The 26,127-nt window shown below is 71.8% G+C and carries 27 protein-coding genes; 5 read left to right on the plus strand and 22 right to left on the minus strand.

Annotated features, from left to right (window positions below):
* Window positions 1-1,181: 1,181 nt before the first annotated feature.
* The 14 genes from ACUJ8O_RS01120 to ACUJ8O_RS01185 all read right to left on the minus strand — a co-directional run bounded on the left by ACUJ8O_RS01120 (window position 1,182) and on the right by ACUJ8O_RS01185 (window position 12,312).
* The gene (locus ACUJ8O_RS01120; RefSeq protein ID WP_445373064.1) at window positions 1,182-1,454 is read right to left on the minus strand and encodes a hypothetical protein; all 273 of its coding nucleotides are present in this window, start codon (window positions 1,452-1,454) and stop codon (window positions 1,182-1,184) included.
* A gap of 304 nt (window positions 1,455-1,758) precedes the next feature.
* Window positions 1,759-2,109, minus strand: a complete 351-nt coding sequence (locus tag ACUJ8O_RS01125; protein WP_069941322.1) for a hypothetical protein — start codon at window positions 2,107-2,109, stop codon at window positions 1,759-1,761.
* Between the two features lie 439 nt (window positions 2,110-2,548).
* Window positions 2,549-3,499: a hypothetical protein gene (locus tag ACUJ8O_RS01130; protein ID WP_445373065.1), complete on the minus strand. Its 951-nt coding sequence runs from the start codon at window positions 3,497-3,499 to the stop codon at window positions 2,549-2,551.
* Between the two features lie 329 nt (window positions 3,500-3,828).
* Window positions 3,829-4,068, minus strand: coding sequence for a hypothetical protein (locus ACUJ8O_RS01135; RefSeq protein ID WP_445373066.1), 240 nt, complete (start codon window positions 4,066-4,068; stop codon window positions 3,829-3,831).
* Complete coding sequence (locus ACUJ8O_RS01140) at window positions 4,065-4,262, minus strand: hypothetical protein (protein WP_445373067.1); 198 nt, start codon at window positions 4,260-4,262, stop codon at window positions 4,065-4,067. Before ACUJ8O_RS01140 ends, ACUJ8O_RS01135 begins: the two co-directional genes overlap by 4 nt.
* Before the next feature lie 238 nt (window positions 4,263-4,500).
* Window positions 4,501-6,585 (minus strand): AAA family ATPase, encoded by a 2,085-nt coding sequence (locus ACUJ8O_RS01145; RefSeq protein WP_445373068.1) that lies wholly within the window; start codon window positions 6,583-6,585, stop codon window positions 4,501-4,503.
* Window positions 6,582-6,902: a hypothetical protein gene (locus ACUJ8O_RS01150; protein ID WP_445373069.1), complete on the minus strand. Its 321-nt coding sequence runs from the start codon at window positions 6,900-6,902 to the stop codon at window positions 6,582-6,584. Before ACUJ8O_RS01150 ends, ACUJ8O_RS01145 begins: the two co-directional genes overlap by 4 nt.
* Window positions 6,899-7,120: a hypothetical protein gene (locus ACUJ8O_RS01155; protein WP_113914206.1), complete on the minus strand. Its 222-nt coding sequence runs from the start codon at window positions 7,118-7,120 to the stop codon at window positions 6,899-6,901. Before ACUJ8O_RS01155 ends, ACUJ8O_RS01150 begins: the two co-directional genes overlap by 4 nt.
* A gap of 83 nt (window positions 7,121-7,203) precedes the next feature.
* Complete coding sequence (locus tag ACUJ8O_RS01160) at window positions 7,204-7,446, minus strand: hypothetical protein (protein WP_113914207.1); 243 nt, start codon at window positions 7,444-7,446, stop codon at window positions 7,204-7,206.
* A gap of 103 nt (window positions 7,447-7,549) precedes the next feature.
* Entirely contained in the window at window positions 7,550-7,948 is a 399-nt protein-coding gene (locus tag ACUJ8O_RS01165; RefSeq protein WP_445373070.1) for a hypothetical protein, read from the minus strand.
* Window positions 7,941-9,344, minus strand: coding sequence for a recombinase family protein (locus ACUJ8O_RS01170; protein ID WP_445373071.1), 1,404 nt, complete (start codon window positions 9,342-9,344; stop codon window positions 7,941-7,943). Before ACUJ8O_RS01170 ends, ACUJ8O_RS01165 begins: the two co-directional genes overlap by 8 nt.
* A 9-nt stretch (window positions 9,345-9,353) precedes the next feature.
* Window positions 9,354-10,232, minus strand: coding sequence for a type II secretion system F family protein (locus ACUJ8O_RS01175; protein ID WP_260855951.1), 879 nt, complete (start codon window positions 10,230-10,232; stop codon window positions 9,354-9,356).
* Window positions 10,229-11,086, minus strand: coding sequence for a type II secretion system F family protein (locus tag ACUJ8O_RS01180; RefSeq protein ID WP_158184560.1), 858 nt, complete (start codon window positions 11,084-11,086; stop codon window positions 10,229-10,231). The genes ACUJ8O_RS01175 and ACUJ8O_RS01180 overlap by 4 nt, the downstream gene beginning before the upstream one ends.
* Window positions 11,086-12,312: a CpaF family protein gene (locus tag ACUJ8O_RS01185; RefSeq protein WP_445373072.1), complete on the minus strand. Its 1,227-nt coding sequence runs from the start codon at window positions 12,310-12,312 to the stop codon at window positions 11,086-11,088. The genes ACUJ8O_RS01180 and ACUJ8O_RS01185 overlap by 1 nt, the downstream gene beginning before the upstream one ends.
* 237 nt (window positions 12,313-12,549) lie before the next feature.
* Between ACUJ8O_RS01185 and ACUJ8O_RS01190 the strand changes: the two genes are divergently transcribed.
* Window positions 12,550-15,549 carry an FtsK/SpoIIIE domain-containing protein gene (locus ACUJ8O_RS01190; protein WP_445373073.1) on the plus strand — a complete coding sequence of 1,000 codons (3,000 nt, stop codon included), beginning with the start codon at window positions 12,550-12,552 and terminating at the stop codon, window positions 15,547-15,549.
* 531 nt (window positions 15,550-16,080) lie between these two features.
* A complete protein-coding gene (locus tag ACUJ8O_RS01195; RefSeq protein ID WP_445373074.1) occupies window positions 16,081-16,659 on the plus strand; it encodes a dienelactone hydrolase family protein in 579 nt (192 codons plus the stop codon).
* A gap of 19 nt (window positions 16,660-16,678) precedes the next feature.
* Here ACUJ8O_RS01195 and ACUJ8O_RS01200 read toward each other — a convergent pair whose 3' ends face one another.
* Both ACUJ8O_RS01200 and ACUJ8O_RS01205 read right to left on the minus strand, forming a co-directional pair.
* A complete protein-coding gene (locus tag ACUJ8O_RS01200; protein ID WP_230282202.1) occupies window positions 16,679-18,082 on the minus strand; it encodes an MFS transporter in 1,404 nt (467 codons plus the stop codon).
* Between the two features lie 71 nt (window positions 18,083-18,153).
* Window positions 18,154-18,735 (minus strand): LURP-one-related/scramblase family protein, encoded by a 582-nt coding sequence (locus tag ACUJ8O_RS01205; RefSeq protein WP_036339093.1) that lies wholly within the window; start codon window positions 18,733-18,735, stop codon window positions 18,154-18,156.
* Between the two features lie 141 nt (window positions 18,736-18,876).
* On the opposite strand from ACUJ8O_RS01205, the gene ACUJ8O_RS01210 reads away from it, so the two are divergent.
* The 3 genes from ACUJ8O_RS01210 to ACUJ8O_RS01220 are packed head-to-tail and all read left to right on the plus strand — an operon-like array spanning window position 18,877 to window position 21,270.
* A complete protein-coding gene (locus tag ACUJ8O_RS01210) occupies window positions 18,877-20,067 on the plus strand; it encodes an LLM class flavin-dependent oxidoreductase (RefSeq protein ID WP_036313995.1) in 1,191 nt (396 codons plus the stop codon).
* On the plus strand, window positions 20,064-20,753 hold the full coding sequence (locus ACUJ8O_RS01215) for an FMN reductase (protein WP_020628145.1): 690 nt from the start codon (window positions 20,064-20,066) through the stop codon (window positions 20,751-20,753). The genes ACUJ8O_RS01210 and ACUJ8O_RS01215 overlap by 4 nt, the downstream gene beginning before the upstream one ends.
* Window positions 20,725-21,270: a MarR family winged helix-turn-helix transcriptional regulator gene (locus ACUJ8O_RS01220; RefSeq protein WP_020628146.1), complete on the plus strand. Its 546-nt coding sequence runs from the start codon at window positions 20,725-20,727 to the stop codon at window positions 21,268-21,270. Before ACUJ8O_RS01215 ends, ACUJ8O_RS01220 begins: the two co-directional genes overlap by 29 nt.
* A 99-nt stretch (window positions 21,271-21,369) precedes the next feature.
* On the opposite strand, the gene ACUJ8O_RS01225 is transcribed toward ACUJ8O_RS01220, so the two are convergent.
* The 6 genes from ACUJ8O_RS01225 to hisB form a co-directional block, all read right to left on the minus strand.
* On the minus strand, window positions 21,370-22,632 hold the full coding sequence (locus ACUJ8O_RS01225) for a trypsin-like serine protease (RefSeq protein ID WP_445373075.1): 1,263 nt from the start codon (window positions 22,630-22,632) through the stop codon (window positions 21,370-21,372).
* 122 nt (window positions 22,633-22,754) lie between these two features.
* Entirely contained in the window at window positions 22,755-23,756 is a 1,002-nt protein-coding gene (locus ACUJ8O_RS01230) for an SseB family protein (RefSeq protein ID WP_020628148.1), read from the minus strand.
* Window positions 23,753-24,538 carry a bifunctional 1-(5-phosphoribosyl)-5-((5-phosphoribosylamino)methylideneamino)imidazole-4-carboxamide isomerase/phosphoribosylanthranilate isomerase PriA gene (gene priA, locus ACUJ8O_RS01235; protein ID WP_098093230.1) on the minus strand — a complete coding sequence of 262 codons (786 nt, stop codon included), beginning with the start codon at window positions 24,536-24,538 and terminating at the stop codon, window positions 23,753-23,755. Before priA ends, ACUJ8O_RS01230 begins: the two co-directional genes overlap by 4 nt.
* A gap of 32 nt (window positions 24,539-24,570) precedes the next feature.
* Window positions 24,571-24,729 (minus strand): hypothetical protein, encoded by a 159-nt coding sequence (locus tag ACUJ8O_RS01240; protein WP_004167696.1) that lies wholly within the window; start codon window positions 24,727-24,729, stop codon window positions 24,571-24,573.
* Window positions 24,729-25,388 carry an imidazole glycerol phosphate synthase subunit HisH gene (hisH, locus tag ACUJ8O_RS01245; RefSeq protein ID WP_101965584.1) on the minus strand — a complete coding sequence of 220 codons (660 nt, stop codon included), beginning with the start codon at window positions 25,386-25,388 and terminating at the stop codon, window positions 24,729-24,731. Before hisH ends, ACUJ8O_RS01240 begins: the two co-directional genes overlap by 1 nt.
* Complete coding sequence (gene hisB / locus ACUJ8O_RS01250) at window positions 25,388-25,969, minus strand: imidazoleglycerol-phosphate dehydratase HisB (protein ID WP_152743305.1); 582 nt, start codon at window positions 25,967-25,969, stop codon at window positions 25,388-25,390. The genes hisH and hisB overlap by 1 nt, the downstream gene beginning before the upstream one ends.
* Between the last annotated feature and the right edge of the window lie 158 nt (window positions 25,970-26,127).

The following is a 26,127-nucleotide window of genomic DNA, read 5'->3' on the forward strand; positions in this document are numbered from 1 at the left end:
CTCGTGAGCGCCGTGTCATCGGCCCCACAGTCCATGTGCCCCTGTGGCGCATCTTCTCCGGCCAGGGCGTGCCCTAAAGCCTCCGGCCCCCCACACGCGGGGCCGCGTGCTGGGCATGGACGCCCGGAACCGTCCATGCCCGGCCCGAGGTCACAGCGTGATCCTCCAGCGTCTACAGCCCTCTGTGCTGCCAATCATGAGGGCGCGGTGATACCCCTCCCGAACGTCCCGAACCGCCGGGGCGAGGACAGCCCGTGCACGGCCAGTCCCAGGGCCACCCGAGAGACACCCGCCGAACCGTGGGGGTCTAGTCGGCGTGGGCGAATGTCGCAGAGCTGGGGCGGAGGGCGGCGGGTCGACTGGAGTGAGGGACCGGGAGACCTGGGCCCGCAGGGCTCCGCTAGCCCCGTAGGGGCCTGGCAACCACCTACCTAGTCCAGCCCTCGCAGTAGAACACCACCCCCGGAAACACGAAAATGCCCCGACCATCCCATCTCGCAACGGGACGGCCGGGGCCATCGTTTCTGTTCGCGTTGTGGACAACTCACGCCCACGTCGAGAGCTGCGCTAGGTTGTCCTCAGCGCCGCCCGTCGCATTCCCCCCCGCTGGCCTGGCGGCGTTAGGTGCCCCCGGTCGATCCCGTTTCAAGGCCGGGGGCACCGCCATGCCTGGCGCGTTGACGTCTCCGCTATGACCGACCCCGGTTACTGTCCCCTTATGGAAACGCGGACAAAACAGCAGCAGACCTACGCCGTATCAACGGGCCTCGCGCTGGGCCTCCTCCTTGCCGGGCAACCGGAGCTTGCCGGCAACCGGACCACGGTAGAACTCAGCTTCCGTAGCGCCTGGCGGGCCTGGCCACACGCAGACCACTTCCCCGCCGTTGGGGCGGAGGTCAGGGCAGGGCGCTTCAACATGCCCCAGATGACCGCCACACGAGGGCGTCGCGGAGTCAACCATTTCATCTCATGGTCAGAGAGCTGTCCGCCCGCCGTCGTGGTCACCCCGGGCGTGGACTGGGACGCCGCGAACCCCGAGGATGCCGAGTTCCTAGCCGCGCAGTCCACACCCGGAGTGTCACCGGACGCGTGGCGCGAACTCGCGCGCCTCCTTCTGGACCGGATCGGTCAGTAGGTGGGGAAGAGTGCGGCTCCCGCCCCGCGAGGCGGGCGCGGCTAGATCAGCGCCCGAACTTGCCCGTAGTGCGCTTGTTCTCCCACCGCTGGAGCTGATGGACCGCCTTACGCGAGTAACCGATGGACTCCATTGCGTCCTGCACCTGGCGCACCGTCATCCCACTGCCGGCCACCTCGCCCATGAGCTTCGGCATCAGGGCCTCCGACTGCCCGTTCCGGCCCCAGCCGTTGTTGCCGTAGACGTCGAGACTGTCCAGCAGCTCGGATTGCTCGGCAGTGAATCCATCCCAAGTGTGTCCAGGGGGCTTTCGAGCCATTGCGGCCCTCCTTCTCGTGACCTACGGGTGAGACGCATGCCACAGTACGGGCACGCTGGCGCTGGGGGTAGGTGGCATCCCAACGGCGGTCACCACGGGCCCTCACCCGCCCTCGGGTCCGGCCCAGCCCACTCGGCAACAGTCTCCGGAGATAGACGCGCCTCGTACATGCGCTGCATCAGGGCGCTATGCCGTGAGTGCCAGGCATCGAAATCCTCCGGCGTCCCCGAGCGCCACAGCGCACACCACTCGGCCACAATCGCCGCGTGCTCAGGGACCATCTGCACGGGACGACGCCGCCGCCTCATGAGACGCTCCGCATCTGCACCCCGTACGCGCCACGCACGCCGCGACGCTGGGGGCGGTTGTCCTCGGCGTCCGGGATACGCAACGCCGCGATCAGACGGGCTAATACGATGGACTGCTGCCGGGCTTCGACCATCAGCGGTTGTGCCACTTCGTCGCCACGGGCATTCGTGACGGTCAGCGGTGCGTCCTCCAGGGCGTCCGCCAGTGCGTCGAGCCGGTCAGCGGTCCGGCACGCCTCCAGCAGCGTCAGTTCTTCGTGCGCCTCTAGATCAAGAACGTCGGTCGTCTCCTTCCACAGGCGCGTTCCACGCTCTCTAAGGCCTTCGGGGATTCGCTCACGGGTCATTGCAGGTCTGTCCTTTCAAAGTGCGTGAGAACGGCGCTCAGGGCCGTACACGCGGGGTTTTGGGGGTCAAAGGGGGTTCCCTCGCGCGCGAGGGATTGTTTTAGGTCGCTCACAATGTCAGGCGCTAAACGGTGACCGGCAGATAAAGGGGCGGGGAGGATTCGGGAGTGGGCTATGCCATAGTCCTTGCTAGGTTCTCGGTTAGCGCTTCATGGTTTGGCGCAACAGTTCGCAAAGCATTCTCAAGTTCAGTAATGCGATTTCGGTAGTAGTTACGCTCATGCATCTCTGCCACGCACTATGTGGTCCGCGTCGGTGCCCTTGCTGCCACATAGCACGCACAGCCCTCGGTCCCGTTGGGTCACTGCCTTGCGGCGGGCGGGCCAGGGCGGGCGGTGTCGCATTGACAACCACCCGCCCTAGCCTCGGTTCGCGCTGGTCAGCCCTGACGCTTCTGCCACCATGCGGCGGCGTACCCGGCACGGGTGTTCACGTCGTACTGGGAGGACTGCACGTTGCCGTGGTCTGCGGCCATAGCGGCCCAGATGGTGGCGTCGGCGCGTTCGGCCGCGGGGTCATAGGCGATTCCCACGCGCTCCCCGGGTCGGGCGTCCGCGGTGGCGAGGTCGATCCACGGTCGCAGCGGGGCCACCTCCGGGCTGCCCAGCCATTCCCAGCCACCGGCGAAGGCGGTGATGTTTTCGCCTACGCGCACGAGGTCTCCGTCTGCGCGGAGCATGGAGGGGCCTCCCATGATGGGGCTGTGGTCGGCGGCGGCGGGGTGCAGGAGGTTTCGCCCGTACCTGCTGGCGGGGGCCTCATCCTCCACACCGTCTACAAGGTCGAGGACGGCGGCGGCCAGGCTCATGCGCTCGGCGGCGTCCGTGAGCTCTCCCCAGCGGCCGGCGGCGGCGGTGCCGAGAACGTGGTGGGCCAGCAGCGGCCCGGCATTGAAATGTTCGCGGTGTACGTTCACGAACTCCTCGGCGGCCCGGTTGAAGTACGCGGCGACGCTCTCACGGGCGTCGTGGGCGGCCCCGTAGGCGGCGCTCACCTCGGCCTGTACGAGACGTGCTATCACGTCGGGGGAGTTGAGGGCGTCTACGGCGGCGGCCAGGTTCTGGCGGCGGGCCAGGGCGTCGGTGAGGGCGTCCCCGTTCGCGGTGGCGGCGGCCTCGGTGATCTCGTGCTCGACGGCGGCGGCGTCGCGGCGGGTCTCGGCCAGGAGCCGGCTGTGTGCGGCCTGGGCCTCGCGTGCGGCGGTCAGACGCTTAGACGGCTTCACGCCGATGTTCTCCAGCTTGCGCACGAGGGCGACAGCACGGGTGCGCTCACGGGTCAGCTGGGCGGCGAGGTCATGGACGGTAGGGGCAGGGGTAGGGGTGTTCATGGTGGGTTCCTTTCGGAGAGGGTTTAGGTAAGGGGGCGGCCCGGCGTCGTGGTGACGCCGGACCGCTTGAGTGACCGCCCGCAGGCGGATGGGTGATCCCTTTCATGTCTCGTGCGGGCATTTGCCGGTCACTCTGGCGCAGGCGGGTCTTCGCGGCCTCTAGCGATCGCTCGCCGCCTTGATTCCAGCCCCCGCGGTGTTGCGGGTCCGCCGGTGATCTTCACGCCATGTCTGTAGGGGCCTCACGTTCGGTTGAGGCGGTATGGATGCGTTCAATGTGTTCGCGTCGTCGGCGGGCCAGCCATGCAACGAGGGCCGCGCGGGCGTGCTCATCCATGGGCGGCCTCTAGGCAGGTGTCGGCGGCGTCGTGCAGCTGGTCGGCCAGCGTCCGCGCCTGGTCCGGGGTCAGGGCGAGCACGGGCAAGTAGTCCCGAAAGATCATCACGCCCGGCACGGTGCCCCCGTCCGGGTGTTCGCGCAGGATTGCGTTGGCCCGGGATTTGCTGGCGGTGGTGAGGTCGCGGGACCACCGGTCACGGGCGACGATGAACGTGCGGCGGGCTCTCATGCGCGCTCCCGGGCTCGGTGGTCGAGGGCGTGGCGGATGCTGTGGCACTCATTCCGCAGGTAGGCGAGCTCGGCGGCTATGCGTTCGAGTGCCGTGGTGGCGGCGTGCTTCGGTGTGGGCCGGGTGGTGGTGCTCACGGGTGGGGCGGGCTTGAAATCGATGTCGAGCCAGGTGTGGCGGGTGGTGGTGCTCATGGTCTTTTTCCTGTCGATTCTGGGGTGGTGGTACTTCGCTCTAACCCCGTCCCCCCCATAAAGGGGGGGACGAGGTTAGTTAGCTCGTCCGGGACGAGGTTGGACGAGGTTGGACGAGGTTGTGATTTTCCGCGTCATCATGCGGTCAAACCTCGTCCCAGGTCCGTCCGGCGAACCTCGTCCCGAACCTCGTCCCGAGAGGGGTCTGTGGGACGAGGTTCGGGACGAGGTTCGGAGGTCAGGACAGGGGCGGGTGGTACGCCTTTCCGCCTCCCCTCCCCTCCCGTCTGCGCTCCACGATCTGCCCCGTTTCGAGGGCGTGTTGCCGTGCCGCCCGGACCTCGGCGGCGCGAGCCGGGAACGCCGCTTCGATCCCCGCGCCGGAGACGCCGGGGTGAGCGGTGACGTAGTCCACGACCTTGGGGACAAGGTCATCCAGCCGTTCGGTCTGCCGGTCCTGCGTGCGGTTGCCCTCCGTGTACGAGAGGTGACGGGTACCCGCGTCGAACTCCAGCCGGCCCTCGGATACGTCCACGTCTCGGCCCATAGCCTTGAAATATCGGGGCGCGTCCGTGGCGTCCCCATCTCGTACGAGAGTCCACAGCGCGTCGCACGAGTCCGCGAACTTGGACGAGCCGCGCGCCCGCTCCCCGCTGTGCCCGTGGTGGTGGACGATCAGGCTGTTCTGTACGCCCGCCTCGGCCATGAGCGCATCCCAGCCCGTGAAGAACCCGCCAACGTCCGTCGATGAGTTCTCCTCCAGCCCCAGCGCGGCCAGAACCGGCCCCACCGGATCGAGGATGACCGTCTGCGCTCCAGCGAGGATGCGCGCCCACTGGGCACGATTGGCCGGCTCCGTGGGGTCCAGCGTCTGAACCCGCCCGCGCAGTGACACCACGCGGACCCGCTCCGGGTGGCGCACCTTCACGGCCCGCAGCCATCGGGCCAGATGGCCCTCCGTCATCTCCGTGTCCAGCAGCACCACGCGCCCGCCCGTCTCGGACAGGTTCACCGGGGCGAACCGATCCAGGAACGGGGCACCATCGGCCAGGGTGCGGACAAGATTCCCCATCATGGTCGTCTTGCCCCCCTTGGCCGGGGCGGTCAGCATGACCCGGCCGCCCAGGGGCCACAGGTCCTCCAGCAGCCATGAGGCTTCATCGTCTGCGTGGGCGGCGATGAACTCTCCCATGTCCACAGGTACCGGCGGCGGGGCCTGAGCTGCACGCTCAGCGGACACCATGCGCCGGGCCGCCTCCGTGACTCGCAGACGCTCGGCCGCCTCCGCGATCGCACGATCCCGGCTGTACCGCTCCACGGCCCCAGGCGCCTCCGTGACGGCCTCGGGGGCCGGGGCGGTCCTCGGGACCACCGGACGGTCCGTGAACCCGTCAGCGGCCAGCGCACGGGCGGCGGCGGCATGGTCCCCGCCATGTTCCAGCACCGCATACGCCCCGAACTTGGAGTAGGGCGTCTCGGCGTCAAACATGGTCGAGGTGCTGAACACGTACAGCCCGCCGTCCTCGCGCGTCGTGGCGCTCGGCCCCTCCGTCGTGGACTTGCCGGGACGGGTCCAGTGCGTCTCTACCCCGCTCGTGTGGTGGACCTGCCAGCCGTGGCGGGTCAGCAGGTCGGCCCACGTCGTGCGGGCGGCCCACAGGTCGCCAGGGCGCGGACCCTCGGCCCGCTGGGGCGTGGAGGTCGGCGCAGGGGCCGGCACACGTTCGGGCGCGCGATCCAGTGCCCTGAACAGCCCGTGCAGCGCCTCGCGCTCAGCAGCGGTCAGCGTCGGCACCGTCTCCGGCCCACCGTCCAGGCGCTCCCACGCCCGGCCCGTCTTGTGCGTGGTCCCACCGGAGGGGGCGAGGACCACCTGCCCACCCTGGCCCCGCGTCTCCGCGATGGTCTGCCGGGCTTCGGTGGCGGCAAGCTTGGTGTTGCCAGGCACGTCCATGCCCTCCACGCGGTAGAACCAGTGGACTCCGCCAGACGGGGATAGTTCGCACCATCCCCCGTTCACGCGCTCCCAGAGCTCCAGCAGCCCAGCAGCCCCGGCGGCGCGTCCCACGTCCTCCAGCAGCCCGACATGAGCGCCTTCGATTTCCAGCATCTCCAGACCGCCGGAGAGGGCACCGCACGCGGCCCCGATAGACCGGTGGCGGGGATCGTCCCCGCCGAACCATGCGTCGAGGTCGGCGGCAGTCGTCCGGTGTGACTGCCACGCCTTCAGCGCGGGGGCCTTGGTGCCGTCGTGGCGAACGGGGATCACGTTCACCCCGGCAGCGTGCATCTGTCGGGCCGTGTCGATCAGCGCGGCGCTCATGCGGACTCCTCCCATCCCCGAACCGTCTCCGCCCCGTTGATGCGGGCAAGGACAATGGACGCCCGGTGACCACGCATCACGGCCCGGTTCAGGGCCTTCTCGGCCGCATCCAGGGAGTACATGAATCGACGCCGGTAACGGACGCGCTCGGGCTCTTGAATGGCGACGATGAGGACGTGCACGCCTTCCAAAAGGTCGGCGGCGTCAGGTAGAATGGCGGCAGACTCAGGCTCTCTGGTGGTGGCCGGGTCGGTTGGATTCATGGACGCCGTTCCCAGGGTGTGGGGGCGGCGTTCTTCCATGTTCGGGAGCATCATGCGGTCACCCCCGCCCGCTCCATGTCCACGTTGCGCGCGGCGGTGTTGCCCGTGGGGTCGAATCCGTGGAGGACGTGAGCGGGCGCGCCGCCCAGTGCGAGGGCCTGGGCGAACTCGTGGGGATGCATCTGGCCCAGCGCTTTCAGGTGCCGCTCGGCCCATGAGGTCGTCACACCGATGTGCCGGTGGAGGAACGTCACGGCGTCCCGCTTGGACATGGCGCGAATCATGCGCTGTACGGCCCGCACGTCGAGTCGGCCAGTGTCTCCGACCGTGGGCCGGGTGAGGGTGGCGGCGGCGCTCAAGCGGCATCCCGCGCCTTGGTCGGGCGCAGCAGGGCGGCGATGCGGTCGCGCTGGGCGTCCGTCAGGGGCGGGGCCTCGGCCACGACGGCTGAGACGTAGTCGGCGAGAGTGGCCGCAGCGGCGTCACGGCGAGCTTCGACGAGCTGGGGATGACCGGCGGGACGGTGCCGATTGAGGACGTTTGCGCGGGCGATTGCGGCGCGGGCGTCCGGGGAGAGTGAGGGCCGGGAAGATGGCACGGGAGAGCCTTTCAGCGTGTCCCGAACCTGCCCAATGGTCCGGCGTTTCCCGTGCTGGTGGGGCGCTTCACTTGTTTTTACAGTGTACCACAGAATCCTGTAGTCACAACATGGTCCGCACCGGCTTTCCAGGCCTGCCCTCTTCGGCGGCACGCAGGATGTCCCAGGCCGAGATGCGTACGTTCTGCATGTGCTGGCAGGTGGCGTCCATACCCGTCACCGACTCGGCACCTTTAAAGAATTCCAGCCATTGAATGCGGGGCTTCCAGATCGCGCCATCAAAGGTATTGCGTTCCCGCGCGCGCGGGGTCGTCTCGGCTTCATGGCGGGCCGGGGAGAGGCGGTAAGGGGGCGCGTAGAAATACAACTCGCCCTCATGAGGGAACACCTGCCCCAGTAGGCATCCCTTCTTCTTGCACCTCCATTCCGCAATAACAGCGGCTTTCAGTCGGCCTGACTGCTTCAGTGCGTCATACACTTCCAGCGGGGTCGGCTCACTCATCGTCTCCACCCTTCCAAGTAATACGGACATGCTCCGGCGCGAACCGGGTTCCCTTCCCAACGGGCATGAGAGTCACCTTCATGAGCGCCCGGACGATGCGGCGGCGGTCTGCCACGGCGGCGGTCTCCCACGACGCGGCCACATCGGCGGACTGAATCAGGTTGACCACCGGGTCATTACCCGTGGCCGCAGCTAGACGGTTTTCGAGGTCCGTTAGTTCTCGGTTGAGTCGGCCCGCTTGCTCACGCACAGCCGTGGGTGACATCAGCCCATCTGCCAATAGCTCGGCCAGCGCGTCACGCCGGTCACGCACGTCCGCCGCACGCGCGTGCAACGCCTGCACATCCTCCGTGGGGCTCATGGCGGCAAGGGCATCCGGTTGAGCCAGACGAGCCAGGAGGACGGCGGTCACCACGCCGTCAACGTCTTCCATGCCGCGCCCCATGCAGTAGCCGCCGTGGCAGCGGTACGTCATGCGGACATTGCCCCGGTACTTCGAGGGGGCGGCGAACATCCGCGCCCCACATTTCCCGCATGTCAGGATTCCCGAGAGCAGGTGTTTAGCGTTGAGGTCATCCGGCGCGGTCCGGCGGCGCGGGTCTGTGAGCTTCACCGTGAGGTCATCGAATGTGTCCCGATCGAGGATGGCCGGCCAGTCGCCCGGCCCGACGTCCTCTCCGTTGTACATGCGCCGTCCGGCGTAGCGCGGATTGAGCAGCACGCCGCGAACCTTGGTGACTGACCATCGGCCCGGTTCCCCCGCGCGGTTCTTGCCCGTGGTCCGCAGACCGGCGGCGTCCCATGCACGCATGACGGCAGACAGGGTGGCCCCATCTTCAAGGATCATCCGCGCGCCCTCCCGGATTGCCTCGGCTTCGCGCTCCACGACGTAGACCCGCCCGTCTTCGCGGTCGTACCCGAACGGGCGGCGCGTCCAGAAGGCGGCCCCGCGCTCGGCCCGTTGCCGGTTAGCAGCGCGCTGGCGGGTGCCCTTGTGCTGCACCTCCATAGCAGCAACGGCGGTAAGGATCGTGGCGACAGCAACGCCCGTAGGGTCCCCCAGGTCGATACCGACGCCGTGAACGCTGGCGATATTGAGTCGGCGGGGCTGGCCCGCTTCGATTACGCGAGTGAGGTCACGAATTGACCGCGTGAGCCGGTCGAGGTGGAAGACGATGACGACGGACACGTGCCCGGCGCTCACGTCCTCTAGTAGCCGTTCGAACTCAGGACGCTCCCCCGCCGTGGCGGATCGGTCATTATCCACGTATAGCCGCAGCTCCGTGATGCCCTTTGCCTCGGCCAGCGCCCGGCACGCGGCTTCCTGGCGATCTACGGCCGCTTCGTCGCGGGCGCGGTCTTTTGACTGGCGGAGATACAGGGCGGCAGGGGTCATGTAGTAATCCTAGCGGTTGACATGCGGCACCATCATCTGGATCTCCTTCCGGCCGGCGGCCTCCATGAGCTCGCGGCGACCCATCTCACGCACGTCCTGGGCCTGCGCGCGCAGGACGTCGGCGAGGGGCGTGCCGCGGTCGAGCGCGATGAGCACGCCCCCGATGAACCGTTCGACGGGGGCCAGCTGCACGCGCCGTCCCATGGCCTTGAGCGCCGCGGACAGCGACGCCCCGGCACGCATGTCGGCGAGCGTGGTGCGGAACTCGCCGGCCAGCTCCCCGCGCGCCGTCCCCGCGATGCGTTCGAGCGCTCCGGCGGCGCTCTCCCCCGCGCCCACCGAGAGCGCGAACAGCTCGGCCACGGACGGGAACTCGGAGAGGATGGCCTCGCGCCGCCGTCGCACCCGCAGGGAGAGCAGCTGCTCCCGGAGCAGGAACCCGGCCATGCCGCCGGCGATCACGAGGGCGACCCCCGTGATCACCGGCACGCGGCCCGTGACGGTGAGGCTGAGCGCGAGGACGGCCGCCACGGCGGCCCCCGCGGCCGCGCTCAGGACCTGCTGGGCACGGAAGTCCGTCGACGTGACCGCGAGCCCCGCGGCGGCCAGTTTGCGGTCGAGCGCCGCCCCGCCCGGGGAGATGCGCTGGACCCAGCCGACTCCGGCCTGCACCACGGGATCGAGGATGCGTCCCCACGTTCCCCAGGGCGAGGCGCCCGCACGTTCCTCCTCGAGGAGGCGGGAGGCCGGGATGTGGTGGCGCAGCTGCGGTTCGACCCGTTGCTCGAGGCTGGGGCGCCAGCCCACCGGCTGGGTGACCAGGATGAGGAGCAGTCCCGCCCCGAGGGTGAGGCCCAGGAGCGCAGCCCAGATCAGCGCGGACGTCATGCGAACACCCGCTTCTCCCGGGGCAGCGCGCCGATGCGGAGCATGACGCGGTAGCAGACGACGGAGGCCACCATGCCGGCGAGGAGCACGGCCCCGCCGGCGGCGGACCGATAGGCCGCGACCGCGGCGGGCTGGGTCCCCAGCAGCAGGAGCACGAGCCACGGGGCGCACACCGCCAACCGGGCCGCGTTCACGGTCCACGACTGCCGGGCCTCGAGCTCGGCGCGGATGCGGGCGTCCTGCCGGAGGAACTCGGAGAGGGTCTGCAGCAGACGGCCGATGTCGGCGCCCCCGACCTCGCGGGTCAGGCGCAGCGAGACCACCAGGCGGTCCGCGACGGGGTCGGCCATCCGGGCCTTGAGCCGGTCCAGTGCGTCCACGAAGCGGGCTCCGGCCCGGTAGTCCCGGGCGAAGTGCTGGAACGGCTCGCGCAGCCCCTCCGGCCCGGTCTCCCCGAGCTGGATGAGCGCCTCCGGGAGAGTCAGGCCCGCGCGGATGGCCGACCGGGCGTGGTCGATCGCGTCCGGCCACAGCTCGCGCAGTGCCGTGGACCGCCGACGGGCCTGCCAGGACAGCAGCAGCCAGGGCACGGCCGCCCCGAAGACGGCGAAGCACGCGGCGATGGTCCACGTGCCGGTCAGCGACAGGACGAGCAGCCCGACCACGAGACCGCCGACGGCCATGGCGGACACGACGCCGGCCGGGCTGAGGCGCTGGATGCCGGACTGGGCGATCAGCACACGCAAGCGCGAGTCGGCGCGGGCGGCCTCGGGTCTCTCCGTGGGAGGGGACCAGAGGGACCACCACAGCAGGAACAGGCCGCAGCCGAGCGCGAGCCCCAGCAGCGCGGCCATCAGCGGAGCCCCACCAGCTCGTGGACGTCCACGCCGCGACGGGCGAGCGCCTCGAACCCCAGGTTCGCACCCTCGTTGAGGCGCAGGTCGCCCTCGGTGTCGCGCTGGAAGAGCGCCGACGTCTCGATGACCCCACCCTCCACCCGTGAGCCGACGGTGAGGATCTCCCGCACCCGCCGGCGGCCCTGGCGGTCGCGCTCGCAGTGCACGACGACGTCGATGCACGTGGCGACCGTCGGGACGACGAAGTCCCGGGAGATGTTCTCCCCTGCCAGCAGGGGCAGCGTGCAGAGCTTCGTGAGTGCGTCCGCGGCCGAGTTCGCGTGGATCGTGCACATGCCGGCCAGGCCGGAGTTCAGCGCGACGAGCATGTCCAGTGCCTCGGCCTCGCGCACCTCGCCGACGATCAGGCGGTCCGGGCGCATCCGCAGCGCCTCCTTGACGAGGCGGCGCAGCGGGATCTCGCCGTGGCCCTCCAGGTTCGGCTGGCGGCACTGCAGCCCGACGACGTCGCGCACCGGGATCTGCAGCTCGAAGATCTCCTCCACGGTGATCACGCGCTCCCGCGGGCCGATGGCCGAGGCCAGGCAGTTGAGCAGGGTGGTCTTGCCGGCCTGGGTGGCTCCGCTGACGAGGATGTTCATGCCCGCGTCCACGGCCGCGTCCAGGAAGCGGGCCGCCGTCGGAGTGAGGGAACCGCCCCGGACGAGGTCGTCCAGCCGGCGCGCCCGGGCGATGAACTTCCGGATGTTCACGGCCCAGTGCCGCCGCGTGATGTCGGGGATGGCCACGTGCAGGCGCGAACCGTCCGGCAGGGCCGCGTCGACGAACGGCATCGACAGGTCCAGCCGCCGGCCCGAGGACTTCAACATGACTTCGACGAGGTCCTGCACCTCCTCCTCGGTCAGGACGATGCCCGTCAGCTCGGAGCGGCCGGACCGCGCGCAGTAGACGGCGTCCGGCGCGTTCAGCCAGATCTCCTCCACGGAGGGATCGTCCATGAGCCGCTGGAGCGGCCCGAGGCCCGCGATGCGGTCGAACAGGTCCTGCCGCGCCGCCACGGGATCCTCCAGGTCTGGCAGCGAGCTGACCATCGCGCGGGACTCGTAGTCCGCGGCCGCGTCCTGGATGAGCGTCAGGACCCGGGCGTGCTCACGCTGCGGGTCGATGCCCTGCCGCCGGACGATCTCCCGGATCTCGTCCTCGAGAATGCGCACCGCATCCATGTGTCCCTCCTGTGCCCGGTTCGGCGCCATCCCCAGCGCCGCACATGTCTCGATCAGGAAGATACCCCGTTCCGTCGATGCGTGTGCCCCAGGACACCATGACTGTGGACAACGTGGCGGCGGACCCGTTCGACGGTGAGTTGTCCACAGGCCGCCCGAACCGCCATCAGGCCGTGGCAGGGTCGTCCCCAGGCGGCCGGACGGGCCAGTCGCCGGTCTCAGGAGGGAGGGGCGGGGATGGCCTGGAGCGTGCGGATCCTGGGCGGGGCCGCTCCCGAGACATGGCGGGTGGAGCACTTCCCCGCCGGCGCGGACGAGCAGGACCGGGCGGTGCGGGAACGTTTTCCCGCCCGGTCGCTGCGCCGGTGCGCTGCCGGGCGGCGCAGCGTGACGTACGCGGAACGGGTCGGGAGTGCACCGGCCCGGGGGCCGGAGCTCGCGGTGGTCACCGAGCACGGACCCGACGCCGGCCGCCTCGTCCCTCTGGGGGAGGGCGGGTTGAGCGTGGGACGCGGTGGGGCACGGCTGCTGCTGGACGACCCCTCAGCCCCGTCGCGGCCGATGCGTCTGCGGCTCGCGCCCACCGGGCTGCACGTCCACGACGGTCCTCGGGACACCGGACGCCTGTGGGACGGCCGCAGCCCGCTCCCTGTGGGCCGGACCGCCCTAGGCCTGGTCCGCGGGCCCGGGGCCGCCCTGCCGCGGCCGGTCACGCCGGAGCCGCCCGCCGTCGACCTCGGATCCCCACCGGCCCGGCAGTCCGTCGTGATCCCGCTGGTGGCGGCCCTGGGCCCGCTGGTGCTCGGGGTCGCCCTGGTCCTGATGATGGGGAACCCGATGTTCCTGCTGTTCGGCGTCCTGTCCGTGGCGGTGGCGCTGGTCATGCTGGCGATGCAGCGCCGTACCCGGCTGCGGCATGCGCGGCTGCTCGCCGCCCGCGCGGACGCGGTCGTCCGCCGGCGGGCTCGGGCGGCACTGAGCCCCGGTGGGGTGGCCCGCGCCGTCCGCTCCGGCGCGACGGACCGCTTCGGACTGACGGCAGGGGCCGACGAGGCCGTGGCGGTCTCGTGGGGTTCCGGCGTCGGGGCGCTGTCCCTGTCGCGGGACGACCCGGACGAGGCATGGGTGGAGGCCGTCACGTCGCGGCGCACCGTGATGACGACGTCACCGCCGGAGTCGCGCGTCGTCGTGGTCGGGCCACCGCGCGATGTGGCCGGGGCCTGCCGGTGGGCGGTGTTCCAGCTCCTGCGGCACGCGGTGGCCGCCGACGGCGCGTTCGTGGTGGAGGCCGGTGGAGTCCGCCGCACCTGGTGGTCGGGCGGGTCCGGCCCGCGGCTGCTGGTGTCGGCTCCTGAGGACGCGGCACTGGATCCGGCGTGGCGAGCGTGGCGGGCCGCCATCGGCGACGACGCGGGGACGACGCCCACGGCCCGGACGGATCTGCCCTGGACGCGGTACGACTTCACCGGGCCGCCGCCTGCGCCGGGGGACGCCGTCGTCGACCTGCGCGGGCGCACCGTCGTGGTCCCGGCCGAACAGCAGCGCTTCGAGGACATGGCCGCCGACGGTCTCGCCGACGGTACCCTGGTCGCCTGGCTGACCGAGCTGGCCGACGACGTCGTGGACCTCGGCCTGCTGCCCACCGACGACGGGGACGGCACGCTCACGCCACCGGGGCAGGTGGGCGCCCGCGATGCCGTCGACGGGCTCACCGTGGCCCTCGCCCGGAGCCGTGACGAGGCGGGCGTCGTCGAGATGGACCTGGCCGCCGACGGGCCACACCTGCTCATCGCGGGCACCACGGGATCCGGGAAGTCGGACCTCCTGCTGTCCCTCCTGCTGGGGGCCGCGGCGCACCACCCGCCGGCCGAGGTCGCGTTCCTGCTGCTGGACTTCAAGGGCGGCGCGTCGTTCGGTCCGCTGGGCGCGCTCCCCCACACGATGAGCCTGGAGACCAACCACGTGGGAGCGGCCTCGTTGCGGGCGCTGAGCGCCATCCGAGCGGAGCTGCATCGCCGCGAGGCCCTCTTCGCGGAGGCCGGGGTCAGCGACTATCCCGGCTTCCGCCGCCGCCATCCGGACGCGGCGCTGCCTCGGCTCGTCGTGGCGATCGACGAGCTGCGCGTGCTCGTGGACGACCACCCGGACGCGGCCGCCGTCCTGCAGCGTCTGGCCGCCACGGGCCGTTCCCTCGGCTTCCATCTCATCCTGGCCACGCAGCGGGCCACGGGTGCGGTGGGCTCGGACCTGCGCTCGAACCTGGGCAGCACGATCGCCCTGCGCACCGCGACGGAGCAGGAGTCATGGGACCTGGTGGGCACGGCTGCCGCGGCCCGGCTCGACCCGCGTCGCCCCGGCTCCGCGATCCTCTCGACGGCGGGGCGCCCGACGGTCTCGTTCCGCGCGTCCCAGTGGACGGTCGACGGCGGCACGCCCGTGTGGCGACGGCTGGGCGAGGCCGCGGCCGCCCCGGCCGTCGCCCCCTGGGAGGCCGTCGTCTCGGTCCTGGTGGAGAAGTACGCGGCGGGTGACTGGCCGACACCTCCGCCCGTGGTCACCCCCGCCCTGCCGGAGCGCTGGGTGCCGGACCGCGCTCGCCGGGCGGAGGCCACGGCCCTGGCCCTGCTCGACGACGCGGCCCACGGCCGGCACCGTCCCTGGCGGTGGCCGGCCGGCGCGGAGGGACGCACCGCGTGGATCGTCGAGGCCGCGGGAGGTCGCGCGGAGACGCTGGCCGCCGTCGTCGAGGTGGCGGTGCGCAGCGGCGGGCCGGTGGCCGTGCTGGACGGCACCGGGGAGGCCGCGGCGGCCGCACGGTCCGGGCTGCCGGTGCTGACCCCGGACTCCGAGGGAGCCGGGGAGGCCGTCCTGGCCCGCCTGCGCGAGCTCGCGGCCGCCGGCGGCACGGCCGTGATCACGGGCTGGAACGCGTGGTCCGGCCTGCGCGTCGGGGACACCTACCGCACGGTCGAAGAGGACGTGCACGACTGGCTCGGCCGTCCGGCGGCCGTCGGGCTGCGTTTGGCGGTGTTCGGCGGCCGAGAGCTGGCGACGGGCCGGCTGCTGCTGCACCTGCCCCACCGCTTCTTCGTGCCGGCCGGGACGAACGCCGAGCACCGGCTCATCTGGCCCCGGCTGACCGAGGTCGAGCCCCTGCCGGGGCGGGCCGTGCACATCAGTCCCGCCGTCCCCGAACCCGGCATGCCCTGCCAGCTCGCGTCTCCCGCCCCGGCGTGACCGCACTGACGGCGATTCCCGTGTGACCGCAGCGGAACGGTGGACTCAGCTCCGACGTCCACCCGGCGAGACGTTCTCCCGTCCTCCGTCGAACGTGGATGCCGTGGTCGAGGTCGCCAGGAGCAGTCGGACAGGGCGCCCCTTCGTCGCCGTACGTCCGAAGCGGCCGCGGCATCGTCCGGCGAAGACGTCCCGAAGGTCGCAGGACGGATGAGGCCAGGAGGCCGCTGCCCGCTCCTGCCTCGAGCAGCCCCGTGACCGATCGCACGAGTGCCTCGGCACTCATGCAGAAGATTCCTCGCCGCTCGCTCGCGCAGTCTCCGACCGCGCGACGTGAAGACTGAGACGGTGCTGTCCTGGGGCCGCCGAGACGAGAACCCAGGGCACCAGTCGGGGAAGCACTGCGCTTGCCCTCCACGCAATGAGCGCCAACTCACCCGTGGCGACAGACGCGAGCCACCTCACGTCTTCGCCCCCGCTCACACACCCCCACGATGGGGCAGCCGCTCACCGCGGTCTACGCTCTGACCCATGGCGCAAATCATCCTCTTCCACCACGCCCTCGGTCTCACGGACGGCGTGCGCGCGCTCGCCGACCAGATCGCCGCCGGCGGTCACACGGTCCACACCCCTGACCTCTACGACGGCCGCACCTTCGCCACCGTGGACGAGGGTGTCGCCCACGCCCAACAGATCGGCTTCGAGGAGATCGGCCGGCGCGGCATGCGGGCGTGTGCCCAGCACCAGGAGGCCTCCGTCGTCGCGGGCATCAGCATGGGTGTGATGCCCGCCTGGCGTGCCGCCCAGGTGGTCCCCGGCTTCCGCGCGTGCATCGCCATGGCCGGCGCCGAGGCCCTCGACGCCTACGCCCCGCTCTGGCAGCCCCACACCGCCCTGCAGATCCACCTCGGCACCCGCGACCCCTGGGCCCTCGAGGGCGACCTCGAGACCGCCCGCTCCTACGCGGCCACCGCCGAGCACCCGGACCGCCCCGCCGACCTCTTCGAGTACGACACGGACCGGCACCTGTTCATGGACTCCTCCACCGCGGACTTCGACGCGGACCTCACCGCCGTGCTGGTCCGCCGCATCCACGAGCTCCTGGCCTGACCCGCGGAGCAGGCCCGGCTCAGGCGGAGCGCCGTCCGCGCGCCACCGTCGCCAGGGCGGCCAGCAGCACGAGCACGAAGCCCGCGGCCGCCGCGAACACGTAGCCCGCGGACGGGGCGACGCCGTCGATGAACACGCCGGCCAGCGGGGCGCCCATCGCGGCGCCCGCGGTCATGGCCGAGCCGTAGAAGCCCATCGCCTCGCCGCGCCGCTCCTCCACCACGAGGTGCGAGAGCCGGGACGAGGCCGAGGCCAGGGTCGGCGCCGTCAGCAGACCCGAGGGGATCGAGGCCAGCGCGAGCGCCCACACCCCGTCCACGAGCGCGAGCGGCACCGTCGCCACGGCGAACAGCGCCATCAGCAGGTACGGGTGCACCTGGCGGCCCCAGGCCCCATAGAAGAGCCCGCCCACGGCGGAGGCGCCGCACCAGAACGCGTACACCAGACCCACCGACGCCGCGGCGCCCTGCGACTCCAGCTCGGCCACCATCGAGACCTCGGTGCCGACCATGACGATCCCGGCCGCCATCGACACCACGAGCACACCGAGCACCTCCGGCCCGACCCAGGAGAAGTGGGTCCGCCGCCACTGCCGCAGCCGCTCGGCCCGGGCCCGGCGCGGCGCCGTCGTCGGCCCGGAGCCGTCCGCGGCGATGACGGGCAGCGACCCGGTGACCAGGGGGATGGCCTCCGTGATGGCCGGCAGCGCACCGGTCGCCAGGCTGGGGGCGGCCATCTCCACGTGCATGGGCGCGGCGGTCACCGCCTGGGCGATCGCCTCCTGACGGTCCTGCTCCTCGGTGTAGGGATCCTCGGTCGCCGGTCCGACGACGGCCAGCTGACTCGACCGTGTCGGCGGGTTGAACCACATCAGCAGGATGCCGCCCAGCGCGCTGGAGAGGCCGACGATGGTCAGGCCGAGGGCACTCGACCACGTGGCCGCGACGACGGCGCCCAGCGCCGGGCCCATCATGAAGATCGTCTCCGTGACGATGGAGTCCAGGGCGAACGCCGTCTGCCGGTCCTTGCCGTGGGTGAGCACGCCGAGTCCCTGCCGGACGACGGAGAAGATCGGCAGTGAGAACACGCCGCCCAGGAACACGGCCAGGAGCATCGGCCAGAACGGCAGCCACGGGACGATCGGCCAGATCACGGCCTCCGCGATCACGGAGGGCAGCAGTGCACGGCGCAGCCCCTTCGCGTCCACCACGCGGCCCCGCCACGGCGAGCCCACCGCGATGCCCAGCGTCATCGCCGCCCCAGCCAGGCCGGCCTGGCCGTAGCCCAGGCCCAGCGTGAGCGCCACGTGCAGGGTGAGGATCACCCCGGCGGCGGTGTGCGGGAAGCGGGCGATGAACCCCACCGCCAGCAGATGGCGGATCCGAGGGTCCTGCAACAGCCGTCCGTACGCTCCGAAGTCCACCGTCGAATCCTACGGGAGGGGTCAAGGCACGCCCCGGAGGCGCCGTCGAGACGGCCGCGCGCTCGGCGGACTCAGCCGTTGCTGCGCCGGTCCTTGGCCCGGATCAGGTCGAGGGCGATGGCCGTGCCGAGCACGGCGCAGCGCACCACGGGCGGCATGCCGGGGTCCAGGCGCATCTCGTACCGCGAGCGCCCGGCCAGGGCGTTCATGACGCCTCCGAACCGCGCGGTCACGCGGGCGATCGGCTGCTGGCCCACGGTCATGGCGTAGTCGTGGTCCCACAGGTCGCCGGTCACCGCGAAGCACGTGCCGTCCACGACCTCGACGTTCACGGACGTCCGCAGGAACGCGATCTGGCGGACGAGGTTGGCGAAGGGCAGCCCGTCGGCGTCCAGGATCGCGAAGCGGTCGCGGCCGAACGTGGCCGGGTCGGCGAGGCGGAAGAGCACGCGGCCGTCGTCACCGTCGACCACGTCGAAGCTGCGGTTCCCCATCAACATTCGGCCCAGGCCCCCGCCCGTAGTGACCACCGAGACGACGGTGCGCCCGTCCGGGTCCGTCACCTGGATGTCGTTGGACAGGAAGCTCGTCACCTGCTGCAGGATGAGGACGTCCGTGTGGGCGAGGCGACCGGCGTCGAAGGCGGGGCTCATGGGACCAGTCTGCCGTGTCGGGCCCTGCGGAATATTCAGGACGGGGCGGCTCGTTGTGCGGTATAGTTCATTTTTGAAGAACACGGCGACGGCGCGGCCGGCACCGTGAGACCCGCCCCCGGGCACACTGAGGAGCACACCATGCAGTTCGGCGTCTTCACGATCGGCGACATCACCGCCGATCCGACGAACGGGACCGCCCCCACCGAGCATCAGCGGATCAAGGACACCGTCAAGATCGCCCGCCACGCCGAGCAGGCGGGCTTCGAGGTGTTCGCGACCGGCCAGCACCACAACCCGCCCTTCGTGGCCCCGGGCAACCCGCCCACGCTGCTGGCCTACCTGGCCGCGCAGACCGAGACCCTCCAGCTCTCCACGGCGACGACCCTGATCACCACCATGGACCCGGTGCGTCTGGCCGAGGACTACGCGTACCTGCAGCACCTCGCCGACGGTCGCGTGGACCTGACGATGGGCCGCGGCAACACCGGCCCCGTGTACCCGTGGTTCGGCAAGGACATCCGCCAGGGCATCCAACTCGCCGTGGAGAACTACAACCTCCTCTACCGCCTGTGGCATGAGGAGACCGTGGACTGGAGCGGCAACCACCGCACCCCGCTGCAGGACTTCACCCTCACCCCGCAGCCCCTGGACGGCGTCGCCCCCTTCGTGTGGCACGGCTCCATCCGCTCCCCCGAGATCGCCGAGCAGGCCGCCTACTACGGCGACGGCTACTTCCACAACAACATCTTCTGGAACAAGGAGCACGTCATCCAGATGGTGCGCCTGTACCGCCAGCGCTACGAGTACTACGGCCACGGCAAGGCCCATCAGGCGTACGTGGCCCTGGGCGGCCAGGCCTACATGGCGAAGAACTCGCAGGACGCCGTGGCGGAGTTCCGCCCCTACTTCGACAACGCGCCGGTCTACGGCCACGGCCCGTCCCTCGAGGACTTCTCGAGGATGACGCCCCTGACGGTCGGCTCGCCGCAGCAGGTCATCGAGCGCACGCTCACGTTCCGCGACTGGGTGGGCGACTACCAGCGTCAGATGTTCCTCATCGACCACGCCGGCCTGCCCACGGACACCGTCCTGCGGCAGATCGACCTCTTCGGCGAGGAGGTCCTGCCCGTGCTGCGCAAGGAGTTCGACGCTCTGAAGCCGGACGACGTCCCGGCGGCCCCGACCCACGAGTTCCTCGTGGCACGCGCCCGCCGCGGCGAGGCTCCCGTGCCCGGCGGCAAGGAGGGATCGCAGGCCCAGCTCGACCGCGCGGCGGCCGCCGAGCAGCGCGCCACCGCCGATGCCGCGAAGGGCGGTGCCGCGCAGTGACCACCCCCGGCGCCCCCGATGCCTCCGCCCCGTTCACGCCGCAGGCCCGGCACCTCGCCGTGGTCTCCGGCGGGTCCGGGGACCCGTCCCAGACCCGCATGCTCGCCGAACGCATGGCGGAGTCCGCCTCGGCGGCGCTCTCCGAGCACGGCGTGGTCCCGCAGATCCACCTGATCACGCTGCGGGAGCTCGCCGTGGACATCGCGCAGGCCCTGGTGACCTTCGCCATCTCCCCGGCCCTGCGCGCCGCCCTGGACGAGGTCGCCCAGGCCGACGCCGTCATCGCGGTCTCGCCCACGTACAAGGCCTCCTACTCGGGCCTGTTCAAGTCCTTCTGGGACCTCGCGGAGCCCACGTCCGTCGTCGGGGTGCCCGTGCTCCTCGGCGCCACCGGCGGCACCGCCCGCCACTCGCTCATGATCGACACCGCCATGCGGCCGCTGTTCGCCTACCTCAAGGCCCGCATCGTGCCGACCGCGGTCTTCGCGGCCTCGGACGACTGGGGCGAGGCGGCCGGCGTGCAGGCCTCGATGCGGACCGACCCGCTGCAGTCCCGCATCCGGGCCGCCGGACGCGACCTGGCCGAGATCACCCTGAGCCGCCCCCCGCGGGCACGCGCCGCCGCGCCCGCGGACATCGACCTGGAGGTGACCCCCTTTGAGCAGCTCCTCAACCCCGGCCCCTGAGCCCGCCGCGCAGGACGCGGCGCCGGCGGAGCCCGACGGCGGCTGGTTCGGCTCCGCATCGGAGGCGCACCGCCCGGTGGACCCGCCCAAGCGCGCCTGGCGCGCCTACTTCGAGGCCACCCAGATGCTCACGGAGGTGGTGGAGCGCCGCCTGAAGCAGGACTGCGGCATGTCGCTGGCCGACTACAACCTGCTGCTGCTCCTCTACGAGTCCCCCGAGGGCCGGCTCCGGCTGGGAGAGCTGGCGTCCCGGATGGTCTTCTCCCCGTCGCGCATCACCTACCAGGTGAAGACGCTCGTGGCCCGCGGCCTGATCGACCGCCGCCCGGTGGCCTGTGACCGGCGGGGCTTCGAGGCCGTCCTCACCGACGAGGGCCGGTCCGCCTTCCGACGCGCTGCGATCGAGCACGCCCGGCAGGTGGACGAGCTCTTCCTCGGCGACCTGGCGCCGGGCGAGGCGGAGTCCCTCACCCGGATCTTCTCCCGCCTGGGGCGGCGACTCGAGGGGCTGTGCTGACCGCGTCCCCACCTGGCCGGGGCCGCCCCGGGACGTCACGAGGCCCGGTGATCCGTGCGGGATCACCGGGCCTCGTCGTGCCGTTGGGGGCGGAATCGATCAGCCGACCAGCTGACCGCCCAGGGTCACGGTGGCGTCCGTGGCGGCGCCGGCCGCGTCGACCACGGTCACCACCACGGAGCCGCCCGCGGGCACCTCGGCCGGCACGGGCAGCCAGGCGCGGTACTCGCCGGTGAGGTCCAGGCCGTCCTGGCCCAGGACGGTGCCGTCCGCGTCATAGGCCGTGACGGTGACGGAGGCGAAGCCGCCCTGTTCGGTCTGCGCGACCACCTGGGTGCCGTAGGCGACACCCTCGGCGGGCGCGGCCACGACGTCGGTCACGCCCGGCGCGGCGGCCTCGGCCGCCGGGGTCTCAGCAGCGGGGGCCGCCTCGGCGGCCTCCTCCTCCGCGGCAGCCTCGGCGCGGGCCTTGAGCTCGGCCGCGATGGCCTCCTCCTCGGCCGGCGTGAACTCCGTCAGCTCGGACTCGTCCACGGCGGGCTCGCCGCCGGTGGGCAGGTCCTCGTCGGCCACGGGGCCCGCGACGTCGGCGATCGCCGGGGCGGTCTCGGCGGCCGGAGCGGTCTCCGCGGCCGCGGCGGTCTCCGCGGCCGCGGCGGTCTCCGCGGCCGCGGCGGTCTCGGCGGCGGGCGCCGCGGAGGCGTCCAGCGCGTCGAGGGACTCGACCGGGACCATGATCGAGGACATCGCCTGGGCGTCGCAGCCCACCACGTTGCCCTCGGCGTCGAAGGTCACCGGGGCGATGCCCGAGATGACCCCGACCACCCGCTGCTGGGCGTCATAGACGGCCCCGCCCGAGTCGCCGGCGTAGGTCGAGGCGGTGTCGAGGGCAACCTGATCCGCGTACGCGTCGTCGCAGACCGTGGCGGCCTCGAAGGTCTGCGTGTGGGACACGGTGTTCGGCGCGCCCAGCGGCACGGACGAGCCGTGGGTGTAGACGGTCTCGCCCACACCGATGGACGAGGCCGGCCGCGTGGACCAGTCGCCCACGACGTCGACGTCGTCGGCCAGGGCCACGCGGACCGCGTCCACGCCCGAATCGCCGGGCAGTGCCGAGACGGTGCCGATCGCGGCGCCGTCGACGTCGCGGACGGTCGAGCCGATCTGCCATTGGCCCGCACCACAGTGGGCCGCGGTGTAGGCGGTGGCGTCGTCGACGATGGTCAGACTGCACGCCCCGGCCGGCGCGGTGATCGCCGAGCCCTGGGTGAGCGTGGTCTGCGCGAGGGCGGGGCCGGCACCGGCCACCACCACCGCGCCCAGCGCCGCGGTGGCGACGCCGGTCAAGGTTCTGGTTCTCATGGGTACTCCTCGGAGGATGGGAGGCATGGGGCCGGCGCGCGGCGCACGGCCTCCAGGATGGGGTGGGGCCACCACGGGCCCTCCCCTCCCCCTCAACGGTACCGGACAGGCCGGGCGACCGATCAGGGTCGGCGGACCGTGATCTCCACGGAGTCGGCCCGCTCGGCCAGCAGCGGCAGGTCTGCCAGGAGGGTCTTGAGCGTGGCCGTCATCAGGCGCACCCCGGCCGCGTCGGCGTCCCGGGTGGGCATCGCGACGATCTGCAGCTCGGGCCCGGCCCCGCCTCCGTTCATCACCGCGCCGGAACCCGTGTGCGTGGCCACCCCCGACCCGGGTGCGAGGCCCAGGTTCAACAGGTTCGGGACCAGGTCGGCGACCTCGGCGATCTCGTCCGCGATCTCCTGGTCCCGATAGGCGGGGGTCCACTCCCTCTGCTGGGCGAGCGACCACACGGCCGGGCGTCGCACCACGTACGTGTGCTCGGCGCCGGCGTCGATGACGACGAGCTCACAGCCCTCGTCCACGGCGGACAGGCAGGCACGCGGCAGCCACACGGCCACGGGTCGGGCGACCGGGTTCCACGCCGTCAGCGCGGGCACGTTCGTGAACACCGGCAGCGCCTGCCGGCCGTCCGGCGCGCGCATGGTCACGAGGGCCACGTCCGCGGCCTTGTCCCCGTGCGCCGCGACGTCGTGCTCGTGACCGGTGTGGTCGGCGTGGTCGTGGACGTCGTCCTCGTCCACGGCAAGGGTGGGCACGACGGCGGCGAACACGCGGATGCGCGCGAGCACCTCCGTCACCTCCCGCTCACCGGCGGAGCCGTCCGTCAGGGCCGACATGACGGCGGTCCACTCGGCCGGGCTGGTGCCGTCGTCCTCGTCGAACACGTGCAACGGGTTCGCGGAGCCGTCCACGCCGGGGCCGGAGAGGTCACGGCCCTGCCACGGGACGCCCGCGGTGTCCGCGGTGTTCTCGCCCGCGGTCTTCTCCCGCATGCGGTCGAGTGCGGCCCGGATGTGCCCCGGCAGCTCCCGGGCCGCCGGATGCGGCACCGCGACCGTCTCGTCGATCGGACCGAGCCCGTCGTCGCGGGCCAGGCCGCCGTCGTCGTGCGAGCCCGTCACGGGGCGACCGGGCCGGGCTGCTCGGAGCGCGCCTGCTCCACCGTGGCGCCGCCGGCAACGGCCAGCGCCTGCTCCAGGCTGAAGCGGCCGGCGTACAGCGCCTTGCCCATGATCGCGCCCTCGACGCCCTGGCCGGTCATGGCGGCGAGCGCGGCGACGTCCTCGAGGGAGGAGATGCCGCCCGAGGCGACGACCGGCTTCGCGGTCTTCGCGCAGACCTGGGCCAGCAGCTCCGTGTTCGGCCCCTTGAGCGTGCCGTCCTTCGTGACGTCGGTGACCACGTAGCGGGCGCAGCCGGCGTCCTCGAGGCGGTCCAGCACCTCCCAGAGGTCGCCGCCCTCCTTCGTCCAGCCACGGGCGGCGAGCGTGGTGCCGCGCACGTCGAGGCCCACGGCGACCCGGTCGCCGAAGCGCTCGATGACGCGCGCGGTCCAGTCCGGGTCCTCGAGGGCGGCGGTGCCCAGGTTCACCCGCGCCGCACCCATCTCGAGGGCGTTCTCGAGCGATGCGTCGTCGCGGATGCCACCGGACAGCTCGATCTTCACGCCGATCTCCTCCACCACACGGCGCATGACCTCGCGGTTGTCACCGCGACCGAAGGCCGCGTCCAGGTCCACGAGGTGGATCCACTCCGCGCCGGCGCGCTGCCAGTCCAGGGCGGCGGTCAACGGGTCGCCGTACGAGGTGGCGCTGCCGGCCTCGCCCTGGACGAGGCGGACGGCCTGGCCGTCCTGGACGTCGACGGCGGGCAGCAGCTCGAGTGCGGGGGCGTTCGGGGTCATGGGGTTCCTCTCGGGTGGGGCGGCCGGCGCGATCAGGCGCCGACGGTCAGGAAGGAGGCGGCGATGGCCATGCCGGCCAGCACGAGGACGATCACGATGGCCCACAGCGGCGCCTTCTGCGTGCGCATGGACCAGGCGGCGCCGAGCAGCAGCCCGCCGAGGGCGAGGTACAGGACGGACCAGTAGGGCATCAGAGGGTCTCCAGCCAGTTGCGCAGGAGCTGCAGCCCGGCATCCCCGGACTTCTCGGGGTGGAACTGCGTGGCGGACAGGGGGCCGTTCTCCACGGCGGCGATGAAGTCCGCGCCGTGGTGCGCCCAGGTGACCTGGGGCGGACGCATGGCGGAGATCGTCTGGTCGAACTCCCAGTCGAGCACGCCGTAGGAGTGGACGAAGTAGAACCGCTCGTCCTCGATGCCCGCGAAGAGGGCGCTGCCCTCGGGCGGCCGGACGGTGTTCCAGCCCATGTGGGGCAGGACCTCGGCGGGCAGCTCGGCGACGACACCCGGCCACTCCCCCATGCCCGCGGTGCGCTCACCGTGCTCGACGCCGGCGTCGAAGAGGATCTGGTGGCCCACGCAGATGCCGAGGACGGGTCGGCCCCCGGCCACGCGGCGGCCGATCCAGCGGGTGCCGCCGACCTCGGTCAGTGCCCGCATCACGGACGCGTACGCCCCGACGCCGGGCACGAGCAGCCCGTCGGCCTCCTGCACGGCCTGCGGATCGCGCGTGAGCTCGACCTCCGCGCCGGCCCGCTCCACGGCACGCAGCGCCGAGTGCACGTTGCCCGAGCCGTAGTCCAGGACGGCGACGCGCGGCCGCACACCGGGGACGGTGGTGGGGCGGGCCATCAGAGGGCGCCCTTGGTGGAGGGCACGCCGGTCATGCGGGGGTCGTCCTCGACGGCGGCGCGCAGGGCGCGGGCGAAGGCCTTGAACTGCGCCTCGACGATGTGGTGCGGATCCCGGCCCCGCACGACGTCCATGTGGAGGCAGATCGCCGCGTGGTACGTGATCGACTCGAACACATGGCGGGTCATGGAACCGGTGAAGTGCCCGCCGATGAGGTGGTACTGCTGGCCCTCGGGCTCGCCCTCGTGCACGAGGTACGGCCGGCCGGAGACGTCGACGACGGCGCGCGCCAGCGCCTCGTCCAGCGGCACGGACGCCTCGCCGAAGCGGCGGATGCCGGACTTGTCCCCGAGCGCGGTCTTGAGCACCTCGCCCAGGGTGATGGCGACGTCCTCGACCGTGTGGTGCACGTCGATGTGCGTGTCCCCGGTGGCACGGACCGTCAGGTCGATCTGGGAGTGCCGGGACAGCGCGGTGAGCATGTGGTCGTAGAACGGCACGGTGGTGGAGATCTCAGCGCGGCCGGTGCCGTCCAGATCCATCTCGACGTACACGTCCGACTCGCTCGTGGTGCGCGTCATGCGCGCACGGCGTCCGGAGATCAGCTCGGCTGCCACGGGTCCTCCTCGGGCTGGGTCCGCACCGGTCCGGGACGGGTGCGGGGGGATGCGGGTGCGCGCGGCCGGTGCCGGCGGGCCGGGGCGCCGCGCGCGCTGTCCCTATCCTAGGGAGCCGGGCG

The sequence above is a fragment of the Micrococcus sp. EWR3.9.1 genome (assembly GCF_052615555.1).